Annotated in this window: 23 protein-coding genes and 1 tRNA gene; 15 read left to right on the top strand and 9 right to left on the bottom strand. The window is 67.2% G+C overall.

The window, feature by feature from the left end; genetic code table 11:
- Positions 1-95: 95 nt before the first annotated feature.
- From steA to xerD, 5 genes are all read left to right on the top strand, one after another.
- Complete coding sequence (gene steA, locus A5744_RS14680) at positions 96-1,277, top strand: putative cytokinetic ring protein SteA (RefSeq protein ID WP_076062173.1); 1,182 nt, start codon at positions 96-98, stop codon at positions 1,275-1,277.
- A 12-nt stretch (positions 1,278-1,289) separates the two neighbouring features.
- A complete protein-coding gene (locus A5744_RS14675) occupies positions 1,290-2,234 on the top strand; it encodes a copper transporter (protein WP_076062171.1) in 945 nt (314 codons plus the stop codon).
- Positions 2,235-2,377: 143 nt separating this feature from the next.
- Complete coding sequence (locus A5744_RS14670; RefSeq protein WP_076062169.1) at positions 2,378-4,129, top strand: CTP synthase; 1,752 nt, start codon at positions 2,378-2,380, stop codon at positions 4,127-4,129.
- A complete protein-coding gene (locus A5744_RS14665; protein WP_076062168.1) occupies positions 4,122-4,745 on the top strand; it encodes an NUDIX hydrolase in 624 nt (207 codons plus the stop codon). Before A5744_RS14670 ends, A5744_RS14665 begins: the two co-directional genes overlap by 8 nt.
- Positions 4,742-5,683, top strand: coding sequence for a site-specific tyrosine recombinase XerD (gene xerD, locus A5744_RS14660; RefSeq protein WP_076062166.1), 942 nt, complete (start codon positions 4,742-4,744; stop codon positions 5,681-5,683). Before A5744_RS14665 ends, xerD begins: the two co-directional genes overlap by 4 nt.
- A 12-nt stretch (positions 5,684-5,695) precedes the next feature.
- On the opposite strand, the gene A5744_RS14655 is transcribed toward xerD, so the two are convergent.
- Positions 5,696-6,448, bottom strand: a complete 753-nt coding sequence (locus tag A5744_RS14655; RefSeq protein ID WP_076062164.1) for an O-methyltransferase — start codon at positions 6,446-6,448, stop codon at positions 5,696-5,698.
- A 201-nt stretch (positions 6,449-6,649) separates the two neighbouring features.
- On the opposite strand from A5744_RS14655, the gene A5744_RS14650 reads away from it, so the two are divergent.
- From A5744_RS14650 to A5744_RS14620, 7 genes are all read left to right on the top strand, one after another.
- On the top strand, positions 6,650-7,513 hold the full coding sequence (locus A5744_RS14650) for a ParA family protein (RefSeq protein ID WP_076062162.1): 864 nt from the start codon (positions 6,650-6,652) through the stop codon (positions 7,511-7,513).
- Positions 7,510-8,337 carry a segregation/condensation protein A gene (locus A5744_RS14645; RefSeq protein ID WP_076062160.1) on the top strand — a complete coding sequence of 276 codons (828 nt, stop codon included), beginning with the start codon at positions 7,510-7,512 and terminating at the stop codon, positions 8,335-8,337. Before A5744_RS14650 ends, A5744_RS14645 begins: the two co-directional genes overlap by 4 nt.
- Positions 8,338-9,033: an SMC-Scp complex subunit ScpB gene (gene scpB, locus A5744_RS14640; protein WP_076062158.1), complete on the top strand. Its 696-nt coding sequence runs from the start codon at positions 8,338-8,340 to the stop codon at positions 9,031-9,033. It abuts the gene before it with no gap.
- Positions 9,033-9,785 carry a pseudouridine synthase gene (locus tag A5744_RS14635; protein WP_076062156.1) on the top strand — a complete coding sequence of 251 codons (753 nt, stop codon included), beginning with the start codon at positions 9,033-9,035 and terminating at the stop codon, positions 9,783-9,785. The genes scpB and A5744_RS14635 overlap by 1 nt, the downstream gene beginning before the upstream one ends.
- Positions 9,782-10,468, top strand: a complete 687-nt coding sequence (cmk, locus tag A5744_RS14630) for a (d)CMP kinase (protein ID WP_083679300.1) — start codon at positions 9,782-9,784, stop codon at positions 10,466-10,468. The genes A5744_RS14635 and cmk overlap by 4 nt, the downstream gene beginning before the upstream one ends.
- A complete protein-coding gene (der, locus tag A5744_RS14625) occupies positions 10,465-11,856 on the top strand; it encodes a ribosome biogenesis GTPase Der (protein WP_076062152.1) in 1,392 nt (463 codons plus the stop codon). Before cmk ends, der begins: the two co-directional genes overlap by 4 nt.
- A gap of 153 nt (positions 11,857-12,009) precedes the next feature.
- A tRNA-Pro gene (locus tag A5744_RS14620) sits at positions 12,010-12,083 on the top strand.
- Positions 12,084-12,087: 4 nt separating this feature from the next.
- Here A5744_RS14620 and A5744_RS14615 read toward each other — a convergent pair.
- On the bottom strand, positions 12,088-12,912 hold the full coding sequence (locus A5744_RS14615; protein ID WP_170874499.1) for a nickel-binding protein: 825 nt from the start codon (positions 12,910-12,912) through the stop codon (positions 12,088-12,090).
- Positions 12,913-13,374: 462 nt separating this feature from the next.
- Here A5744_RS14615 and A5744_RS14610 point away from each other — a divergent pair, with 462 nt between their 5' ends.
- Both A5744_RS14610 and A5744_RS14605 read left to right on the top strand, forming a co-directional pair.
- Entirely contained in the window at positions 13,375-13,581 is a 207-nt protein-coding gene (locus A5744_RS14610) for a hypothetical protein (protein WP_076062149.1), read from the top strand.
- Entirely contained in the window at positions 13,574-14,053 is a 480-nt protein-coding gene (locus A5744_RS14605; RefSeq protein ID WP_076062147.1) for a pyridoxamine 5'-phosphate oxidase family protein, read from the top strand. Before A5744_RS14610 ends, A5744_RS14605 begins: the two co-directional genes overlap by 8 nt.
- Positions 14,054-14,268: 215 nt before the next feature.
- Here the strand turns inward: A5744_RS14605 and A5744_RS14595 are convergent, their stop codons facing one another.
- Complete coding sequence (locus tag A5744_RS14595) at positions 14,269-15,288, bottom strand: TIGR03617 family F420-dependent LLM class oxidoreductase (protein ID WP_076062143.1); 1,020 nt, start codon at positions 15,286-15,288, stop codon at positions 14,269-14,271.
- A 93-nt stretch (positions 15,289-15,381) separates the two neighbouring features.
- On the opposite strand from A5744_RS14595, the gene A5744_RS14590 reads away from it, so the two are divergent.
- Positions 15,382-15,699: an STAS domain-containing protein gene (locus tag A5744_RS14590; protein WP_076062141.1), complete on the top strand. Its 318-nt coding sequence runs from the start codon at positions 15,382-15,384 to the stop codon at positions 15,697-15,699.
- Here the strand turns inward: A5744_RS14590 and A5744_RS14585 are convergent.
- The 6 genes from A5744_RS14585 to A5744_RS14560 all read right to left on the bottom strand — a co-directional run bounded on the left by A5744_RS14585 (position 15,696) and on the right by A5744_RS14560 (position 21,696).
- The gene (locus tag A5744_RS14585) at positions 15,696-16,583 is read right to left on the bottom strand and encodes a hypothetical protein (RefSeq protein ID WP_076062139.1); all 888 of its coding nucleotides are present in this window, start codon (positions 16,581-16,583) and stop codon (positions 15,696-15,698) included. The genes A5744_RS14590 and A5744_RS14585 overlap by 4 nt on opposite strands.
- Before the next feature lie 6 nt (positions 16,584-16,589).
- Positions 16,590-17,210, bottom strand: a complete 621-nt coding sequence (locus A5744_RS14580) for a TIGR03085 family metal-binding protein (RefSeq protein WP_076062137.1) — start codon at positions 17,208-17,210, stop codon at positions 16,590-16,592.
- Between the two features lie 39 nt (positions 17,211-17,249).
- A complete protein-coding gene (locus A5744_RS14575; RefSeq protein WP_076062135.1) occupies positions 17,250-17,924 on the bottom strand; it encodes a hypothetical protein in 675 nt (224 codons plus the stop codon).
- Between the two features lie 51 nt (positions 17,925-17,975).
- Positions 17,976-19,802 carry a serine/threonine protein kinase PknE gene (locus A5744_RS14570; protein WP_076062133.1) on the bottom strand — a complete coding sequence of 609 codons (1,827 nt, stop codon included), beginning with the start codon at positions 19,800-19,802 and terminating at the stop codon, positions 17,976-17,978.
- 96 nt (positions 19,803-19,898) lie between these two features.
- The gene (locus A5744_RS14565; RefSeq protein ID WP_076062132.1) at positions 19,899-20,240 is read right to left on the bottom strand and encodes a hypothetical protein; all 342 of its coding nucleotides are present in this window, start codon (positions 20,238-20,240) and stop codon (positions 19,899-19,901) included.
- A gap of 148 nt (positions 20,241-20,388) precedes the next feature.
- The gene (locus tag A5744_RS14560; RefSeq protein WP_076062130.1) at positions 20,389-21,696 is read right to left on the bottom strand and encodes a PPE domain-containing protein; all 1,308 of its coding nucleotides are present in this window, start codon (positions 21,694-21,696) and stop codon (positions 20,389-20,391) included.
- Positions 21,697-21,754 lie beyond the last annotated feature (58 nt).

The following is a 21,754-nucleotide window of genomic DNA, read 5'->3' as shown; positions in this document are numbered from 1 at the left end:
GAGCTTGTGACAGATGTGACTCTAGATAACTTCTGAGGCTAATGTTACGGCGCGCCTCCTCGCCTCGGCCGGGCTTCACCGACAGAATCGCCCCCATGAAGATGTCAGGCCTGCTAACTCGTAATGCCTCCCGACCGGGCCTTACCGGCACCGCGCGGGTTGACCGCAATATCGACCGACTGCTGCGCAGGGTCTGTCCCGGCGACATCGTGGTGCTCGACGTCCTGGATCTGGACCGCATCACCGCGGACGCCCTCGTGGAAGCCGACATCGCGGCTGTGGTCAACGCGTCCCCATCCGTCTCGGGCCGCTATCCCAACATGGGCCCGGAGGTACTGGTCAACAACGGGGTGACCCTGATCGACGAGACCGGACCCGACATCTTCAAGAAGGTCAAGGACGGGGCCAAGATTCGCCTATACGAGGGCGGCGTGTACGCCGGCGACCGCCGGCTGATCCGCGGCACCGAGCGCACCGACCACGACATCGCCGACCTGATGCGGGAGGCCAAGAGCGGACTGGCGGCCCACCTGGAGGCGTTCGCCGGCAACACAATCGAGTTCATCAAGAGCGAGAGCCCGCTGTTGATCGACGGCATCGGCATCCCCGATATCGACGTGGACCTGCGTCGCCGGCACGTGGTAATCGTCGCCGACGAGCCGAGCGCCGAGGATGACCTGCGATCTCTCAAACCGTTCATCAAGGAATACCAGCCGGTGCTCATCGGCGTCGGCAGCGGCGCGGATGTGTTGCGCAAGGCGGGATATCGGCCGCAGATCATCGTCGGCGACCCCGACCAGATCAGCACCGACGCCCTCAAGTGCGGCGCCCACGTGGTGTTGCCCGCCGACGCCGACGGGCATGCGCCCGGCCTGGAACGAATTCAGGATCTCGGCGTCGGGGCGATGACCTTTCCGGCCGCGGGCTCGGCGGTCGATCTGGCCCTGCTGCTCGCCGACCATCATGGCGCGTCGCTACTGGTGACGGCCGGCCACACGGCGAACATCGAGACGTTCTTCGATCGCACACGCACGCAAAGCAATCCGTCGACCTTCCTGACCCGGCTTCGGGTGGGGGAGAAGGTGGTGGACGCCAAGGCGGTTTCCACGCTGTACCGCAGCCACATCTCGACGGGCGCCATCGCGCTCTTGGCGCTGACAATGCTGATCGCCGTCATCGTCGCCTTGTGGGTATCCCGCACCGACGGGGTGGTGCTGCATTGGATCACCGACTACTGGAACCACTTCACTCTCATCGTGCAGAGGTGGGTGACCTAGAACGGTGCGCACGTGATCTCGTTACGCCAACATGCGTTCTCGCTGGCCGCGGTCTTCCTGGCGTTGGCCGTGGGAGTCGTGCTGGGTTCGGGCTTTCTGTCCGACGCGCTTTTGTCCAGCCTGCGTGACGAGAAGCGGGACCTGTTCACACAGATCGGCGGGCTCAACGACCAAAAGAACGTGCTGAACGAGAAGCTCAGTGCCGCAAACAATTTCGACACCCAGCTGGGCGGTCGAATAGTGCACGACGCGCTCGGCGGCAAGTCGGTGGTCGTCTTCCGCACGCCCGATGCACGAGATGACGATGTCGCCGCGGTGTCGAAAATCGTCGGCCAGGCCGGCGGTACGGTCACCGGCACGGTCTCACTGACGCAGGAGTTCGTCGACGCCAACTCCGCGGAGAAACTCCGCACGGTGGTCAACTCGTCGGTCCTGCCCGCCGGCCAGCAGCTGAGCACCAAGCTCGTCGACCAGGGCTCGCAGGCCGGCGACCTGTTGGGCATCGCCTTGTTGGTCAACCCAAGCCCAGCCATCCCGCCGGTGGACGACGCGCAGCGGGACACCGTGCTGGCGTCGCTGCGTGATACCGGCTTCATCACGTATCAGCCCAGCGATCACCTCGGCGCCGGGACTGCCGCCCTCGTCGTGACCGGCGGTGGGCTGCCGCAGGACGCCGGCAACCAGGGCGTCAGCGTCGCCCGGTTCGCCACCGCGCTGGCACCACACGGCGCCGGCACCCTGCTGGCCGGGCGGGACGGATCCGCGACGGGCGGCGCCGCGGTCGCGGTGGCCCGTGCCGATGCCGCCATGGTTTCGGCGATCAGCACCGTCGACGACGTCGACACCGCGCCCGGGCGCATCACCGCGATCCTGGGCCTGCACGACCTGATCAATGGCGGCCACGTCGGGCAGTACGGCACCGGTCACGGGGCGACGTCGATCACCGTGCCCCAGTAGCCACTCACTAGCCACTCCGCGCACCGGGCGTGTTCCCCGCGGCGCGGCACGGTGGATGTTAGGGTGGATTTCCGTGGGTCGGCAGGCCCAGCTGGTTAAGGCTAGAAAAGTCGAAGCCCTGCCCGTCTTCACGGAGGTCGCCAGTGCGTAAGCACCCGCAAACCGCCACCAAGCACCTCTTCGTCAGCGGTGGCGTCGCTTCGTCGCTCGGCAAGGGGCTGACCGCGAGCAGCCTGGGCCAGCTACTCACCGCACGCGGGTTGCACGTGACGATGCAAAAGCTCGACCCGTATCTCAATGTCGACCCGGGCACGATGAACCCGTTCCAGCACGGCGAGGTCTTCGTGACCGAGGACGGAGCCGAGACCGACCTCGACGTCGGCCATTACGAGCGCTTCCTGGACCGCGACCTGTCCGGCTCGGCGAATGTTACTACCGGACAAGTGTATTCGACCGTCATCGCCCAGGAACGACGTGGCGAATATCTCGGCGACACCGTCCAGGTCATCCCGCACATCACCGACGAGATCAAGCGGCGAATCATGGCGATGGCCGAACCGGACCCCGACGGCAACCGGCCGGACGTCGTGATCACCGAAATCGGTGGCACCGTGGGCGATATCGAATCGCAGCCCTTTCTGGAGGCGGCACGCCAGGTCCGCCACGACCTGGGGCGGGAGAACGTCTTCTTCCTGCACGTGTCGCTGGTCCCGTATCTGGCGCCGTCGGGCGAACTCAAGACCAAGCCGACCCAGCACTCGGTGGCCGCGCTGCGCAGCATCGGTATCACCCCGGACGCGCTGATCCTGCGCTGCGACCGCGATGTCCCCGAAGCGCTGAAGAACAAGATCGCGCTGATGTGTGACGTCGACATCGACGGCGTCATCTCCACCCCGGACGCGCCGTCGATCTATGACATCCCGAAGGTGTTGCACCGCGAGGAACTCGACGCCTTCGTGGTGCGCCGGCTCAACCTGCCGTTCCGCGACGTCGACTGGACCGAATGGGACGACCTGCTGCGCAGGGTGCACGAGCCACACGAGACGGTGCGAATTGCGTTGGTAGGAAAGTATGTCGAGCTGTCCGACGCCTACCTGTCGGTCACCGAGGCGCTGCGCGCGGGCGGCTTCAAGCACCACGCGAAGGTCGAGATGGTCTGGGTGGCTTCCGACGGGTGTGAGAGCGCCGCCGGCGCCGCGGCGGCACTCGGGGACGTGCACGGCGTGTTGATTCCCGGCGGGTTCGGCATCCGCGGCATCGAGGGCAAGATCGGCGCCATCCAACACGCCCGCTCGCGCGGTTTGCCGGTGCTCGGGCTGTGCCTGGGCCTGCAGTGCATCGTGATCGAAGCCGCCCGCTCGGTCGGTCTCACCGAGGCCAACTCGGCCGAATTCGAAGCGGGCACACCGGATCCCGTCATCTCCACGATGGCCGACCAGGAGCAGATCGTGGCCGGCGAGGCCGACCTCGGCGGCACCATGCGGCTGGGCGCCTATCCCGCGGTCCTGCAGCCGGATTCCATTGTGGCCCAAGCGTATGGGACGACGGAGGTATCCGAGCGACATCGGCACCGCTACGAGGTCAACAACGCCTACCGCGACAAGATCGCCGAAAGCGGTTTACGTTTCTCCGGCACCTCACCCGACGGGCACCTGGTGGAGTTCGTCGAATACCCACGCGACATCCACCCGTTCGTCGTCGGCACCCAGGCTCACCCCGAACTGAAGAGCCGGCCCACCCGGCCGCACCCGTTGTTCGTGGCATTCGTCGGGGCGGCCATCGACTACCAGAAGGGCGAGCAGTTGCCGGTGGAAATCCCCGAGCACACGTCCAACGGCGATCAGCATCTAGACAGCACACGGCGGCCGTTACCCGAGCCGGCGACCCGTGGCTGAGCACGTTTTCGAAACGGCGTCATCCGAAACGCTGCACACCGGAAAGATTTTCGCGCTGCGCCGCGACCAGGTGCGGATGCCCGGCGGCAAGGTCGTCACCCGCGACGTCGTCGAGCACTTCGGCGCGGTCGCCGTCTTGGCGATGGACGACGATGGCAACATCCCCCTCGTCTATCAGTACCGCCACGCGTTCGGCAGGCGGCTGTGGGAGCTGCCCGCCGGGCTCCTCGACGTCGACGGCGAGGCGGCGCATCTGACCGCCGCCCGGGAGCTGCAGGAGGAGGCCGGCCTGCGGGCCGATACCTGGCGGGTGCTCGTCGACCTGGACTCGACGCCCGGGTTCAGCGACGAGTCGGTGCGGGTCTATCTGGCCACCGGGCTGAGTGACGTGGAACGGCCCGAGGCGCACGACGAAGAAGCCGACATGACGTTGCAGTGGTATCCGCTCGCCGAGGCCGCCCGCAAGGTGCTCAGCGGCGAGATCGTCAATGCCATTGCCGTGGCGGGGATTTTGGCCGCCCACGCGGTGACCAACGGCTTCGCGGACCCGCGTCCGCTGGACAGTCCCTGGATCGACAAGCCAACTGCGTTCGTCGCGCGAAAGGCCGGGGGATGACGGCGCCGGCGCTGGAGACTCAAATGCAGGGCTACCTCGACCACCTGACGATCGAGCGCGGCGTGGCGCCCAACACTTTGAGCTCGTATCGCCGCGACCTGCGCCGGTACTCGAAACACCTGTCGGACCGCGGAATTCACGATCTGGCGAAAGTCGGTGAGGACGACGTCAGCGAGTTCTTGGTCGCGCTGCGGCGCGGCGACCCCGATTCCGGGACGGCGGCCCTGTCCGCGGTGTCGGCCGCGCGGGCGCTGATCGCCGTGCGCGGCTTGCATCGCTTCGCCGCCGCCGAAGGGCTGGCCGAGCTCGACGTGGCGCGGGCGGTCCGGCCCCCGACGCCGGGCCGCCGGCTGCCGAAAAGCCTCACCATCGATCAGGTGCTGGCGCTGCTCGAGGCCGCCGGCGGCGAGAGCCCGGCCGACGGTCCGCTGACGCTGCGCAACCGCGCGCTGTTAGAGCTGTTGTATTCCACCGGATCACGGATCTCCGAAGCCGTCGGCCTCGACGTCGACGACATCGACATCCAGGCCAGGTCGGTGTTGTTGCGCGGCAAGGGCGGCAAGCAGCGGTTGGTGCCGGTCGGGCGCCCCGCCGTGCAAGCGCTGGACGCCTACCTGGTGCGGGGGCGCCCGGAGCTGGCTCGCCGCGGCCGGGGGACGGCGGCCATCTTCCTCAACGTGCGCGGCGGTCGGCTGTCGCGGCAGAGCGCGTGGCAGGTGCTGCAGGACGCGGCAGAGCGCGCCGGGATCACCTCGGGTGTGTCGCCGCACATGCTGCGGCATTCCTTCGCCACCCATCTGCTCGAGGGCGGCGCCGACGTTCGAGTGGTGCAGGAGTTGCTGGGACACGCCTCGGTGACGACGACGCAGATCTACACGCTGGTCACCGTGCACGCGCTGCGCGAGGTGTGGGCCGGGGCCCATCCCCGCGCCCAATAGCCCGCGCGGATTTCAGGCCAGGAGCTCGGATTCCAGCACCAGGTCGGAGACCATCGACTGGTATTCGAGGTGCGCCTTGTGCTCGACGGTGTTCCAGAGCTTGCCCTGCTGCTGACGCATGTACTCGCGGTATTTCGGTGCGCCCGGCACCCTGACGTTGTCGGCGACCACGATCGAGCCCGGATGCAGCCAGCCCCGGTCCAGGATGCTTTTCAGGTCGTTCAGGTAGGCGTCCTTGTCGTGGTCGAGGAAGACGAAATCGAGTGCACCAGAAGCGAATCCATACTCGTTGGCCAGCCTGTCCAGGGTGCGGCCGCCGTCGCCGATGGTACCGACGACACAGGTCACCCGGTCGGCGACGCCGGCGTGTTCCCAGATCTGGCGGGCGTTGATGGCGTTGGCCTCGGCGAGTTCGACGGAGTACACCCGGGCGGCGGGGGCGGCCCTGGCGATCCGGAGTGCCCCGTATCCGACGTAGGTGCCCAGTTCCAGCGCGAGCGCGGCATTGGCGCGGCGGACTGCGGAGTCGAGCAGCAGCCCCTTCTCGTCGCCGACGTTGATCAGCATCGACTTCTCGTAGGCGAACTTGTCGATGGTCGCCAGCACGTCGTCGATGTCGCCGGCGCGCGCGTTCTTCAGGACGTACTCCACCGCGGCGGCCTCGCGGCCGTCACCGATCTGCCCAGTCGTCAGGATGTTGCGCGTCCCGGCGGCCATTCGCCAGACCGACCATCGCAGGAGCGGTATCCGTCGCTTGAGATCCATGGGAATCCACGATAGTGGCGCCCGCGCCATGGCCGACCAATGTTGCTGGTGTGACTAGTGTTAACGCTGCGCGCTATTGTGCCCGTTACCAGCGAGATTCGGCAATATTCGCTGGTTATATCGCCCGCGGGTCGCCCGGGTTCTGCGCGTCAACCCATTAGACTCTGCTGCGATGTTCACCTCCCGAACACTCGACCGGCGATGACCGATCCGTCCGACAGCGATATCGCTATCGGTCTGACTGGGCGTCCGCCACGGTCGATCCCGGAGCCGCAGCCGCGCACCTCGCACGGCCCGGCCAAGGTTGTCGCGATGTGCAACCAGAAGGGCGGTGTCGGGAAAACCACGTCGACGATCAACCTGGGCGCCGCGCTTGCCGAGTACGGCAGGCGGGTGCTGCTGGTGGACATGGATCCGCAGGGCGCGCTGTCGGCGGGGCTCGGCGTCCCGCACTACGAGCTGGAAAAGACCATTCACAACGTGCTGGTGGAGCCGCGGGTGTCGATCGACGACGTGCTGCTTTCCACCCGGATCAAGCACATGGATCTGGTGCCCAGCAATATCGACCTGTCGGCGGCCGAGATCCAGCTCGTCAACGAGGTGGGCCGCGAGCAGACCCTGGGCCGGGCGCTGCATCCGGTGCTGGACCGCTACGACTATGTGCTGATCGACTGCCAGCCGTCGCTGGGCCTACTTACCGTCAACGGGCTGGCCTGTTCGGATGGCGTGGTGATCCCCACCGAGTGCGAGTTCTTCTCGCTGCGCGGGCTGGCCTTGCTAACCGATACCGTCGACAAGGTGCGCGACCGACTCAATCCCAAGCTGGAAATCAGCGGCATCCTGCTCACCCGCTACGACCCGCGTACCGTCAACGCGCGCGAGGTGATGGCCCGCGTCGTCGAGCGATTCGGCGACCTGGTGTTCGATACGGTGATCACCCGCACCGTGCGGTTCCCGGAAACGAGCGTGGCGGGCGAACCGATCACCACCTGGGCGCCGAAGTCGACGGGCGCCCAGGCCTACCGCGCGCTGGCGCGCGAGTTCATCGACCGATTTGGCGCGTGAACGACACCGCCAATGGTGAGGCGCCACCGCAGAACGGCTACGCGGCTGGTTTTCAAGTCCGCCTGACCAACTTCGAGGGGCCGTTCGATCTGCTGCTGCAGCTGATCTTCGCCCACCGGCTCGACGTGACCGAGGTGGCGCTGCATCAGGTCACCGATGACTTCATCGGCTACACCCGGGCGATCGGTTCCCAGCTGGAGCTCGAAGAGACGACGGCGTTCCTGGTGGTTGCGGCGACGCTGCTCGATCTCAAGGCGGCCCGGTTGCTGCCAGCCGGCCAGATCGAAGACGAAGAGGACCTTGCGCTGCTCGAAGTCCGCGACCTGCTGTTTGCCCGGTTGCTGCAGTACCGCGCGTTCAAGCACGTTGCGGAGATGTTCGCGGAGCTGGAGGCCGCCGCGCTGCGCAGCTATCCGCGCGCGGTGTCCCTGGAGGACCGGTTCACCGAACTGCTGCCCGAGGTGATGCTCGGCGTCGACGCCGAGCGGTTCGCCGAGATCGCCGCGGTCGCGTTCACCCCGAGGCCGGCTCCGACGGTGGCCACCGAGCACCTGCACGAGCTGCAGATCTCGGTGCCCGCGCAGGCCCAAAAATTGCTGACCATGCTCGAAGCGCGGGGCACCGGCCACTGGGCGACGTTTTCCGAGCTGGTCTCCGACTGCCAGGCGCCAATGGAGGTCGTGGGGCGCTTCCTGGCGCTGCTCGAACTGTATCGGTCCCGGGCGGTAGCATTCGACCAATCAGAGCCGCTTGGCGTGCTCCAGATTTCATGGACCGGCGAACGTCCGGCCAGCGAAGCCCTGGTAGAAGTGCGGGACGAATAAGTGACTGAAGAGCTGCCCGAGATCGACCTCGGCTACGGCATCCCCGAGATAGCCGAAGCGGCGCCGATGGACGCCGAGGAACTCGGCTCGGTGCTGGAGGCGCTGCTGCTGGTCGTCGACACCCCGGTCACCGTCGAGGCGCTGGCCGCGGCCACCCAGCAGCCCGTCTACCGCATCGCAGCGAAGCTGCAGCAGATGGCCGACGAACTGACCGAGCGCGAGAGCGGCATCGACTTGCGGAAAACCAGCGAGGGCTGGCGGATGTACACCCGCGCGCGCTTCGCGCCCTATGTGGAGAAGCTGCTGCTGGACGGCGCGCGCTCCAAACTCACCCGGGCCGCGCTGGAGACGTTGGCCGTGGTGGCGTATCGCCAGCCGGTCACGCGGGCGCGGGTGAGCGCGGTGCGCGGCGTGAATGTCGACGCCGTCATGCGCACCCTGTTGGCGCGCGGCCTGATCACGGAGGCGGGCGTCGACGACGACACCGGCGCGACGACGTTCGCCACCACCGAGCTCTTCCTGGAGCGCCTGGGGCTGACGTCGCTGGCCGACCTTCCCGATATCGCGCCGCTGCTGCCGGATGTGGACACCATCGAGGACCTCAGCGAATCACTGGACAGTGAGCCACGTTTCATCAAACTCGCGGGCGGTCAGGCACCGGAGCAGTCACTGTCGTTCGACGTGGATCGGGATTAATGGTCCAGCCGGAGGAGCCCCGGGGAACGCGTCTACAGAAAGTGTTGTCCCAGGCCGGGGTCGCGTCGCGGCGGGCCGCGGAGAAGTTGATCGTCGACGGCCGGGTCGAGGTGGACGGGCAGGTGGTGACCGAGTTGGGCACCCGGGTAGACCCGGACGTTTCGGTGATCCGCGTCGACGGGGCCCGGGTGGTCCTCGACGACTCGATGGTGTACCTGGCGCTGAACAAGCCGCGGGGCATGCACTCGACGATGGCCGACGATCGCGGCCGGCCCTGCATCGGCGACCTGGTCGAGCGCAAGGTGCGCGGCACCAAGAACCTTTTTCACGTCGGGCGGCTGGACGCCGACACCGAGGGGCTCATCCTGCTCACCAACGACGGTGAGTTGGCGCACCGGTTGATGCATCCCTCCCACGAGGTGCCCAAGACGTACCTGGCGACGGTGACGGGTTCGGTCCCGCGCGGGCTGGGCAAGAAGCTGCGAGCCGGCATCGAATTGGAGGACGGCATCGCGCGCGTCGACGATTTCGGCGTGGTGGACGCCATTCCGGGAAAGACGTTGGTGCGGTTGACGTTACACGAAGGCCGCAACCGCATTGTGCGCCGATTGCTGGCGGCCGCGGGCTTCCCGGTGGAATCGCTGGTGCGCACCGACATCGGCGCGGTGTCGCTGGGCAAGCAGCGCCCGGGCAGCATCCGGGCTTTGCGCCTTGACGAGATCGGGCAGCTGTACAAAGCGGTGGGCCTGTGAGCGTGGACGTCGTCGTCGCTATCGACGGGCCGGCGGGGACCGGAAAATCCTCGGTATCAAGGAGATTGGCCCGCGCGTTGGGTGCGCGCTATCTGGATACCGGGGCAATGTATCGAATCGTGACGCTGGCGGTTCTGCGCGCCGGGGTCGAGCCGACCGATGCCGATGCCGTCGGCGAGCTCGCCTCTAAGGTGCAGTTGTCGGTGAGCTATGACCCCGAAAGCATCACGTGTTACCTTGACGGAGAAGATGTTTCGGTCGAGATCCGCGGTGACGAGGTAACCGGAGCGGTTTCGGCGGTCTCGTCGGTTCCCGCGGTGCGCACCCGGCTCGTCGAGCTGCAGCGGGCCATGGCCGCGGGTCCGGGCAACGTCGTCGTCGAGGGTCGAGACATCGGGACGGTGGTGTTGCCCGACGCGCCGGTGAAGTTCTTTCTGACCGCGTCGGCCGAAACTCGCGCCCGGCGGCGCAACGAGCAGAACGTCGCGGCGGGCCTGGCCGACGACTACGAGGGCGTTTTGGCCGATGTCCGGCGCCGCGACCACCTGGATTCGACCCGGACGGTGTCACCGCTGCGGGCGGCACCGGACGCGCTGATCGTCGACACCAGCGACATGACCGAGGCGCAGGTGATCGCGCACCTGCTGGAGTTGGTCAAGCAGCGAAACGGGGCAGTGCGGTGACCCAGGACGGCACCTGGACCGACGAAAGCGATTGGGAGTTCGCCGAATCCGGCGTCGAGGAAGCGGGCCCCGCGCCGGTCGTCGCGGTGGTGGGCCGGCCCAACGTCGGGAAGTCGACGCTGGTGAACCGGATCCTGGGCCGGCGCGAAGCGGTGGTGCAGGACGTCCCCGGCGTCACACGCGACCGGGTGTCCTACGACGCGCTGTGGACCGGACGCCGGTTTGTCGTGCAGGACACCGGGGGCTGGGAGCCCGACGCGAAGGGCCTGCAGCAGTTGGTGGCCGAGCAGGCGTCGGTTGCCATGCGTACCGCCGACGCCGTGATCTTGGTGGTCGACTCGCTCGTCGGCGCCACCGCCGCCGACGAGGCCGCCGCACGCATCCTGCTGCGCTCCGGTAAGCCAGTGTTCCTGGCCGCCAACAAGGTTGACAGCGAGAAGGCCGAGGCCGACGCGGCGGCGTTGTGGTCGCTGGGGCTGGGGGAGCCGCACGCTATCAGCGCGATGCACGGTCGCGGCGTCGCGGATCTGCTCGACGAGGTGCTCGCCGCGCTGCCCGAGGTGTCTGAAGCGGCACCCGCGGCGGGCGGTCCCCGGCGGGTGGCGCTGGTCGGCAAACCCAACGTAGGCAAGAGCTCGCTGCTGAACAAGCTTGCGGGCGACCAGCGTTCGGTGGTGCACGAGGTCGCGGGGACGACGGTGGATCCGGTGGACTCGCTCATCGAGTTGGGCGGCAAGGTGTGGCGGTTCGTCGACACCGCGGGCTTGCGGCGCAAGGTCGGCCAGGCCCGCGGGCATGAGTTCTACGCCTCGGTGCGCACCCATTCGGCCATCGATGCCGCCGAGGTGGTGATCGTGTTGATCGATGCGTCCGACCCGCTGACCGAACAGGATCTGCGGGTGCTGTCCATGGTCATCGAAGCCGGACGGGCTTTGGTGCTGGCATTCAACAAGTGGGATCTGGTCGACGAGGATCGCCGCGAGCTGCTCGAGCGCGAGATCGACCGCGAGCTGGTGCAGCTGCGCTGGGCGCAGCGGGTCAACATCTCTGCCAAGACGGGCCGGGCGGTGCAAAAGCTGGTGCCCGCGATGGAGGCCGCGCTGGCGTCGTGGGACACCAGGATCGCCACCGGCCCGCTGAACACGTGGATCAAGGAGGTGGTGGCGGCCACGCCGCCCCCGGTGCGCGGCGGCAAGCAGCCCCGCATCCTGTTCGCCACCCAGGCCACCGCGCGGCCGCCGACGTTCGTGCTGTTCACCACGGGGTTTCTCGAGGCCGGGTATCGACGGTTCCTGGAACGGCGGCTGCGCGAGACGTTCGGGTTCGAGGGCAGCCCCGTCCGGATCAACGTGCGGGTCCGCGAAAAGCGGGGCGGCAAGCGCCGCTGAGCGGGTTGCCCGGGGCCTCGAGTGTGCGCTGAGGGCGCCCTGGGTGCACACCCAAAGCCCAGAGCGCACACTCGATTCTCCGCAACGCCGTGACCGGTCGACTGTGGGTCTGCGGTAGGCTTTCGACCTGCTGCCGGTGCACTCGCCGGCATCCGGGCTGTGGCGCAGTTTGGTAGCGCACTTGACTGGGGGTCAAGTGGTCGCAGGTTCAAATCCTGTCAGCCCGACTAACTACTTCGCGCTCTGGGGACACCACGCAACCGCGTGTGTCAGGACGGGCTGCTCGAAACCTTTGAGACTGACTTCGCCGAGATTTTGGAACGAGAGCTTTTTTCCTTCGCAGAGTTCGGCGACGACATTCGAGACCAGGATTTCTTCGGGCCGCGCGTGGGCGCACAGCCTGGCGGCGAGCTGGACCGTGCAACCAAAGAGGTCGTCATGATGTTCGACCGGTTCTCCAGCCGCAATGCCGACCCGCAGTTGGAACGCGTTGGCCTCGTTTGCTTCGCCGTGTTTCCTAATCTCCTGTTGAATCCGGGTCGCGCATTTGACCGCCGCTGCGGCGGACGTGAATGAGGCCATGATGCCGTCGCCCAGGTGCTTGATTTCACTGCCGCCTGCCGCGGCGAGCTCCTGGCGGACGATGGAATCGTGCACGTCGAGCACCTCCATAGCGGCCTCGTCGCCCATCTTCCGAGTCAGCGAGGTGGACCCGACAATGTCGGTAAACAGGATTGTCCGAATCGCGGGGTCCCGCGCACCTTGCAGCATGACGGCGCCGCTCGCATCCAGTTCGCTGCCGCCCATGAACAGATCGGCAACGCCCGGTTCGACTTGAATAATTTTTTCCGCGACCAGGCCATGGGCTTCGCGATGGACCGCTTCGGCGGCTTCCTCGCTGGGTCCGTGACAAAGGCAAAACACCTTCCCGGCTTTTTCGTTGACCCAATACTTGTGATAGCTGACGCCGTACTTTTCCTGGACGGCAAGGTCCTGGGCATGGGCTTTGGCCAAATCTGCCCGCGTGATGCCGTCTGGAAGTTCGTGAATGTCCATGTAATACGGCATAAACAATCTTACGACGCCGTCGCCACGCCAGCCCCATCCGCACGGGCGGCTGCGGTCCTGGCTGCGTCGCCGCCCGGCTGGAACGCCTTTGCGCTGGTCAGGTGGCTACGAAAGCCATTGCAAGACAGTCAAATTCGGGCGATGTCCGACTGGGCTATAGTGGTCGCCGGTTCAACCATGTCAGCCCGACACACGTCGAAGAGGTTCTCATCGCTGACAACCCAGCTCCAAAGATTTCTCAAATCCCGATGTAACCGATCGTGCAGGGATTTAGGCTCTCATCGATGGTGCCGTGGTGACGTCGACCCAGTGCTACACCGGTGACAATGCTGAAGTGGTGGTTTGGTGATACGGAGTCGACGATGCTGCGCGACCTCGCGGGAGGCCGTCCTCGGGCACGGCGGCATCTCGAAATGCGGGTTCAGTTTCACTGGCGTTGATGGGTAAGGCGTGCCCCTTAAACGTGTCGACGAATTGCAGCCCGGAGACCGGATCCGCATGAAGATCGGGCACGCCACCGTCATAGCGGTCGCATCTCTTGACGACGACCGCACCCTGCTCACCTTTGCCTACGGGACGAAGGGCGCCGCCGACAACGATCTCACCGTGGATGTCCTGGACGATGACGAGTGGGGTTGGGAGGAAGACCATGAGTGAGTTGGCTCGGGAGCTTGGCCACCCCGACGCGCAGAAGCTGCTCTCCGGTTCCATGGCCCGGCTCGCCTACAACGGACACGACGGCTTCCCGCGGGTCATCCCCGTCGGGTTCTACTGGACCGGCGAACGCATCGTCGTCTCCACGGCACCGACCTCCCCGAAAGTTCGCGCGCTTTCATCCCGCCCGCAAGTCGCGTTGACGATCGACACCGGCTCGACCCCAGAAGCGGCGAAGGCGCTTTTGGTGCGGGGCCTCGCCACACTCGAAACCGTCGACGGCGTCACCGACGAGTACCTCGCGGCGGCGAGGAGGTCAATGGACGAATCCGATCTTGCCGAGTTCGAACGCAACGTGCGATCGACCTATAAGCAGATGGTGCGCATTTCGATCGAGCCGCTCTGGGCGCGGTTCTATGACTTTGGCGCCGGCCGGTTACCCGGTTTCCTCGCCGACCTCATCAACGACGGTTAGCGTCTTGCTCGTCGTAATGGCGGGGGCGCTGCTTCTTCTGAACGTTGTGGAAAAAGGCCGTTGCCACTAGGGCCAGCAGCACAATTGCCGGACCAACCCCCACGCCATAGCTAAACAATCCGTCCATTTTCCCCTCCTGACTGTCGCCAGGGTAATAGTCCGCCGGCCACGCCGTCCCGGGATTGGCGAAGATCACAGACTCGGGTTCGAAGCCGTCAGGACCGGGGCGATATGCGCCGCGCGACCTCGCCGTATCGCTCGAAGCGCTCGGGATCGGCGAGGGCGTTGTAGAGGACGATGCGGGTGGCGATTCCTTGGTACTTGTCGACCAGTGCGTCGGCCAGGCCGTCCCACGTCGACTCGGTGGCGAAGGTGGCAAGATGGTCGTCGCTGATCTGCGCCGCCATGCCTTTGAAGTCGCCGGCCTTCTGCTTTTCGCGGATCCGCGCGGTCGTCCCCTCGAATCCCGCCTCGTCCATGATGAACGCGTAGTTGGGTGTGCTTGCGTAAAAGCTCAGGCTGGCTCGCACGAGTTCGCGTTCGGTGTGGCGTGCTTCGTCGGTGTCGCCGACGATCGTGATGACCGGCACGATGACCGCGATGTCCGACGGCGTGCGCCCCGAATTGGCGGCTCCCGCAGCGATGTTCGGCGTTGCGTGGCGCGCGAGATATCCGGGCTCGCCGAGCGGATGGATGTGCACACCGTCGGCCACCTCGCCCGCCATGCGCAGCATCCACGGGTTCACCGCGGCGATGTCGACTTTGGGATCGGGCGCGTCGATGGGTCCCGGGCTCCACTGCGGGGTGATGAAGTCCAGCTCGTAGAAGTCCCCGTGGTGGTCCAATGTCGCCGACCGGAAGGCGGTGAAGCATGCTTTCACGGCGAGCACGTAGTCGCGCAGGCGCGGGCCGGGGCGATCGAAGGGCATCCCGTAGCGGCGCACCACGTGTCTGCGAACCTGCGTGCCAAGGCCCAGCCGAAACTTGCCGTTGGTCGCCTCCTGGAGTTCCCACGCGGTCGCCGCGGTGACGAACGGGCTGCGCGGGAAGGCGACCGCAACGCCGGTCGAGAGTTCGAGGCCGGGCGCGGCCTGCGAGGCAACCGCGGCGTTGAGGTAGGCGGTGCGCCCCGTTTCGGTGAAAAGAAGACCAGAAAACCCCGAGGCCTGCGTGCGTCGGGCAATGTCGGCGATCTGCCCCAACGGCTGCGGAACGGCCATCACGTCGACCTGCATTGTCGAAAGGTACCTCCCTGCGATCGCGGGTGTGCCCGCGCACTATTCACTCCACCGCGACACGCTGGTTGACGTGCATGCGAGGATCACCTGATGGCCCCCCCGCTCACCCTGAACATCGAGCGTGGCCCCGATGGGACGCCGCGGCTGATTGCGACGGGCGAGATCGATCTCAGCAACATCAGTCAGTTCATCCATGCGCTCGACGCCGCCAGCGCGGGGACTCGCAACCCAATCACCGTCGATCTCAGCACGATCAAGTACCTCGACAGCAGGGCCATCAACGCGCTATTCGATCAAGCCGACAAGGTCGACGGCCTGCATGTCATCGTGCATCCCCTGCTGGTTCGCGTCCTCACCATCAGCGGTCTCAACAAGGTTGCGACCGTCGAAGCCGCGCCGTCGCCCTAGGCCAAATGTGCGCTGGCGTCGTGCAATTCGTCGCGGTGCAGATTCATCGGCGTGACGGCGGGGACGTCGCCGCCGGCGATCACCGCCCGGGCGATCGGCGTGAGCGCCCGAAACAGGGCCTCCACCTCGTCGTCGCTCAGCGCATCCAGCGCCGACAGCGCGAGTGCGTCGGTGCTCGTTTCGATGTGGTCCTTCAGCTGCCGGCCCGCCGCGGTCAGCGATCCGTCGCCATCGAGCAGGCCCCGCTCGGCGAGCCGCTGCTCCTGCTGGCGCCACGCGTCCTCGTCGTAGTCGCGGGTGCGGGCGATGTAGTCACGGGGGACTTTGCCCGCCGCAGCGTGCAACACGTTGGATTCCCGACCGGAGATGCCCGCCGCGGCCAGTACGGCCACATGGCCGTCGCCGCGCTGCTCGCGCAACAGCGTCGTCGCGTGCCATAGCGCGGCCAGCGGATCGTCGGGCCACGGCAGCGCCAGGTTCGCGGCGAACAGCGGCCGCCCGTCGAAAGGGGCCTGTCGGGCCGCCTTTGCCGCCAATTCGGCTGCGGTGCGGACGTTTTCGTCTACGATGATGCCGTAGCGACTCAGCGCCGCAACCGCGGATTCCTGCCGGGCGTGCAGCGCGGCTTGCGGACCGGCGATCTGCCATGCCGCGGGCAGGGCCTTCGCGACGCGCTCGGGCGCGAAGTTGTAGAAGGTCGCGGTCACCACCTCTGTCGGCACGATGCCCAGCGGCGCGGACCGGGCGGCGAAGTAGCCCATCCAGAAGCCGCGGTAACCCAGCCCGTCCAGCGCCGCCCGCGCCTCCGGCGCAAAGTACGTCGCCGCGTGCACGGGCTCGAATCGGTCGTAAAAGCGTCGGGCCAGTCGCGGTTCTCTGGGCATCGCGGGCTACAACCCCTTGGGCGCGTCGCGAACCGCTTGGACCGCGGCCGCATCGCCCGTGAAGTCGACTCGCGCCTGGCGCCCGACGGCGAACAACAGCAGCTCCTCTGGTGCGCCGGTGACCGTGACGGCCGGGCCCCGCCCCGCGGTCAGCACCGTCTTGCCCTCCGGGGTGCGCAATGCGATGCGGCCGGGAACCTTCGCCAGCGTTAGCCGGGCCATCAGCGGCAGGGTGCGACGCAGTTTGGAGACCAGAGCCGGCGCGAGCGTGCGCGGCTCCCAGCCCGGCTGCGCGCGCCGCACATCCTCGTGGTGGATGAACATCTCCGCGACGTTGGCCACCGGATCGAGCAGTTTGAGCGGCGAGTAGACGGGCGGACCGGATGCGACCTTGTCCAGCAGCTCCTCCCAGTCGCTGCGTTGCACCACGTCCTTTTGCACCTTGTCGGTGCGGGCGGCGAAGAGCGGGATGACGATGCCGGGCGCGGCGTCGAGGCGGTATTCGCGGATCACCAGATGGGCGGCCAGGTCCCGGGTGGTCCAGCCTTCGCAGAGGGTGGGAGCCTCGGGCCCGACGCTGCGCATGGTTTCGACGAGGGCGGCACGTTCGCGTTGAGCAACCGACACCTTGTCAGCCTAGAGGCTGGCCTGATCGGCGGAAGTGCCTCAGCGGTCCTTTGTGACGACGGCCGAATTGTGGTTGGGGGCCCACGCGCGCTCGAACGTCGCGATCGGTATCCGCTCGTCGCGGCCGGTGTCGATCCCGCTGTCGTTGAGGTGCACCGCACCGGCCTTGGTGTCGATGCCGGTTACCGCGACAAAGTGGTTGGCCAGGTCGCGCCTGCCCGGCCGGTTCCAGATGGTTTCGGCGTTGAGGATCACGACGATCTTGCGCCTGTCGGCCAAATCCTGCTCCAGCGCATTCAGAGTGGTCTGGATGTTGTCGGCCCTGATCCAGTAGTGCCAGAACAGCGCCGGCAGGTTTCGGATGTCGGTGTTGCCGGAGCGCCTCCAGATCGGTCCGGGACCCGCTGTGCTGGGGGTGGTTTCGGCTACCGCCGTGATCTGCTGCTCGGTGGGCTCACGGCCGGTGATCTCGCCAACCGCGTCGGCCACCGCCATCTCCCCGCAGTCCGAGGAATGTTGCTTGCGCCAATAGCGCGCGGCCGCGGCGGGGTCGCCGTACATCCCCAGCTCGTAGTTGGCGTCCGGGACGGACATGCCGGTTTCGGCATGCGCCGCGCCGGCCGATGCGACCCACGACACGGAGACCGCCCCACACACCGGAGCGACTACGAGGCACGCGGCCGCCGCGATCGAGGCCCTCGTGGTGCGCGCCATGGATGGATCATCGACGCAGAACGGGCCAAAACGCCGCAGCGACTCGCGGGATTACCCGATGAGCTTGGTGAGCCAGGTCGCGTCCTGATAGTTGATCGCCTTGGTGCCGTCCCACACGAACGGCGTCCCCGTGGCGTTGAACCCGGCCAGTGTCGTGTCTCCGGCACCGGCCTTGGTTTTGGCGGTCGCGACGTCTTCGCCCGACTTGATGCAGTTGATCACGCTGGGGTCGACACCGACGGTTTTGGCCAGCTGGGCCAGTTCGCCGTCGGTGCGATCCTGCGCCGCGTTCTCCGCAGGCTGGAAGTTGCTCGCGAAAAGCCCAGTGTAGAAGGCGCTGTAGAGCTTCGGATCATTTTGCGCGGCAACGCAATACGTCGCCGCCACCGCCCGGGTCGAGTAGTCCTTGCTGTGCGATCTGTCGTCGAGGAAGTTGAGCAGGTGATAGCGCACCGCGAGCTTCTTGTTGTTCACCGCACTGTCGATATCGCCCGCATTGGACCGGATGAAGCTGCCGCATGGCGGACAGATGGGTTCATTGAAGATGTCGATCGTCGTCGATGCTGCCGAGCTGCCGACAAACACGCCGTCGTCGAGCACTCGCAACTCGACGGCGTCGGCCGGCTGCGGCGGGGGCGTTGGCGCGGGCGGGGACGCCTTCCGCCACGGAAGGGCGACCACGAGGACGACGCCGACGACCGCCACCGCGACGACGGCGGCGACGCCGACCCAGAGCCAGGGCTTGTAGCCGCGCTGAGGCGGTTGGCCCCACGGCGGGGTACCCGCGCCCAAATCGCCTGGCGCCCAGGCGGGAGCGCCTCCCCATCCCGTCGGCTGTGGCACCGGTCCGCCGGGACCGACCGGTGACCCCGTGGCCGACGCCCAGCCCGGGCCCGGGCCCGGTGGCGGTGCCGTCGGCGGTGCGTGGGTTGCGACCGCGGGCGGCGACGGCGCGACACCGCCGGGGGGTTGGCCGGCAAACGCGGCCGGGCGCGCGGCCAGTTGGCTTCGCTGCAGGATGTCGGTGGCGCGATCCTGATCGGGCGTGGCCAGCGCCGCGTACGCGGCCGCCGACAGATCACCGCAGGTGGCATAGCGGTCCGCGGGCTCTTTGGCCATGCCGCAGGCGATCACGCTGTCGAAGGCGACCGGAATGCTCGGCCGCGCCGCACTGGGCCGCGGGATCGCCTGATTCAGGTGTGCACCCATCACGCTGATCTGGTCGCCCCGATAGGGCGGCGACCCGGTCAGGCACTCGTACAGCACACACGTCAGCGCGTAGATGTCGGCCCGGTAGGTCACGTCGGCGTCGGTAAACCGCTCGGGCGCCATGTATTTGAAGGTGCCTACGGTGGTGCCGAACTGCGTCAGCTTCTCGTCGGAGGTGGCGCTGGCGATACCGAAATCGACGAGGTAGGCGAAGTCATCCGCGCTCACCAGAATGTTCTCCGGCTTCACGTCGCGATGCAGCACTCCGGCGGCATGTGCGGCATCGAGCGCCGAGCCGATTTGGCGCACAATCGCCACCGCCCGCGGCGGGGACAGCGGCCCGTAGCGACTCAGCATGGTCGCCACGTCCATGCCGTCGATCAGCCGCATGTCCACGTAGAGCTGCCCGTCGATCTCGCCGAAGTCGTGGATCGGCACGACGTGGGGCTCCTGCAGGCGTCCCGCGGTCCGGGCCTCGCGTTGCATGCGTGAACGAAACACCGGATCGCTGGACAGGGTCGGTGACATCAGCTTCAGCGCCACGATCCGCTCCCGCACCGTGTCCTCGGCCTCATAGACGTCGCCCATGCCGCCGCGACCGACCAGCCGCCGCAGCCGATACGGCCCGAACTCCGAACCCTCCCGCGGATCCGCGGTCGTGTCACTCATCGCCGACTCCTCACCCGCGGTGGCGTGCCAGGCATAAGGCTAATGGTTTGGGCAACCGGGGGGCACGGTGAATGCGGAGAATGGCAGCGTGCCGGATCAGCGGTGTTCTTCGCCGCCGGTTCTGCGTTCGCTGAGGCCTTCCCGGGACAGGGCCCGGACAAATCCGTAAGCGTGCATGCCGGCGGGGCCCGGATTTTGGGTGATCCAGTCGTTGATCTTTCCCAGCGCGTTGGCGAGATCATCGCGGCGGACCCGGACCAGGTAGGTCTTTCTGTCGTCGTTCGGATCGTCAGTGGCTTCCGCCACGGCGACGGGGTGCCGGAACGCGTACGCGATCCCGTGCACCGAGTCATGGTTGAGCGCCCAGTGAAGTTCGCTGGGCCGCAGTCGATTCACCGCCAGATTGCGGAAATCCTGCTCGTCGTTAGCACTGCTCACGCCGATGGCCCTCCTAGAACGCCCGCGAGAATTTCGGCGACGTGGACTGAAGGTGATGTCGCGCATGCGATTCGATGAAAGCTTCACCCCGGACCCCCTCATCATAGGAAGGTCCGCGGTTCGTCGCCTGTCGAGCGCGTCCGGCCGGTCAGCGGCCGAGAAGACGTCGTTTCAGCTCGAGGAATTCTTCTTCGGTCAGCACTCCCGAGTCGCGAAGCTCAGCCAGTTCCCGCAGCTCGGCGGCGATTCCCTTGACGACGCCGCCTCGTTCGAGCGACTCCGTGCCACTGGCAGGCGTTCTGGCGCCTTCCCGGCGACCCGTGCCGAGGGCCCCGCTGAGGGCTCGGCTGGCCGTCGCCCCGACGGCCATGTCGCCTAGCGGACTACCGGTACCAATGGTCAGCGCGGCGTTGGGTGCGGCACCTGCGCTGGCCGCCGGCAACCCGAGCGCGGCCGGCCGCACCGCCGGGGCGGCCTCGGCGGTCCAGCCCGCGGGCACCGACAGTGCGCCGATTTTGTTCGCCCCGCCCAGGGACGCCGACGCCGTCGTCCCCCCGCTGAGGTTGGTGATCACGGGGAACGGTGTCGGCGGCACCGGTGCGTTGCCCGGCCAGGGCTGGATGCCAGCCCAGCCACTGACGATCTCGTCGGTGTGGGTACCGGTCAGGGCACTCACAGTGTCGAAGGGCAGGGCCACCGTGCCGACGGTAAGTCCCGCCGCCCCGATTTCTGGGTCGACAAAGATTGAGCTCAGGCTGCCCAGGAGGTTGATCAGGGTCAGCAGCGACGGTGGGTCGGCCGCGGCCGGGGCGGCTAGGCCGGTCAGCGCGTTGGGCACCGCGGCCAGCGACGAAACGGTGCTTTGGACGCTCCCGGCGGCGGTGCCGGTGCTCTGGCCGACGGCGGCGGCCTGGTCGGCCAGCGCTGCCGGGCGGGTGGTTTGCGGTGGTTCGGTGAACGGCGAGAGCGTGGTCGCGGACGCCGACGAGAACGCGTAGGCGTACATCGCCGCGGCGTCCTGGGCCCACATCTCCGCATAGTCGGCCTCGGTGGTCGCGATGGCGGGGGTGTTCTGCCCGAAGAGGTTCGTGGCCACCAGCATTGCAAGCAAACTGCGGTTGGCCGCGATGGCCGGCGGGGGCACCGTGTCCGCGAACGCCGTCTCGTATGCGGCGGCCGCCATCTTGGCCTGGACGGAGGTCTGCTCGGCCTGCGCGGCGGTCGCGTCAATCCAGGCCGCGCTGGTGGCAGCGGCGGCTGCCATCGACGCGGCGGAGGGGCCCAGCCACGGGCCGGCGATCAATCCGGCCATCACCGATTGATACGCACCGGCCGCGGAACGCAGTTCGGCGGCCAGCGTGTCCCACGCAGCGGCGGCGGCCAGCATGGGGCCCGACCCAGCACCGGCATACATCCGCCCGGAATTGATTTCCGGTGGCAATGCCGCGAAGTCCATCGCTACACACCCTCCCGCAGGTCGCGCCGAAGCGGCCCTACGCCGCCGTGTCGTGCCC

This window comes from Mycobacterium sp. IS-1264 (genome assembly GCF_001954195.1).
In the GTDB taxonomy this organism is placed as follows: Bacteria; Actinomycetota; Actinomycetes; order Mycobacteriales; family Mycobacteriaceae; genus Mycobacterium.
Note: the sequence above shows the minus strand (reverse complement) of the source record. Positions and strands in the feature narration are given on the sequence as shown.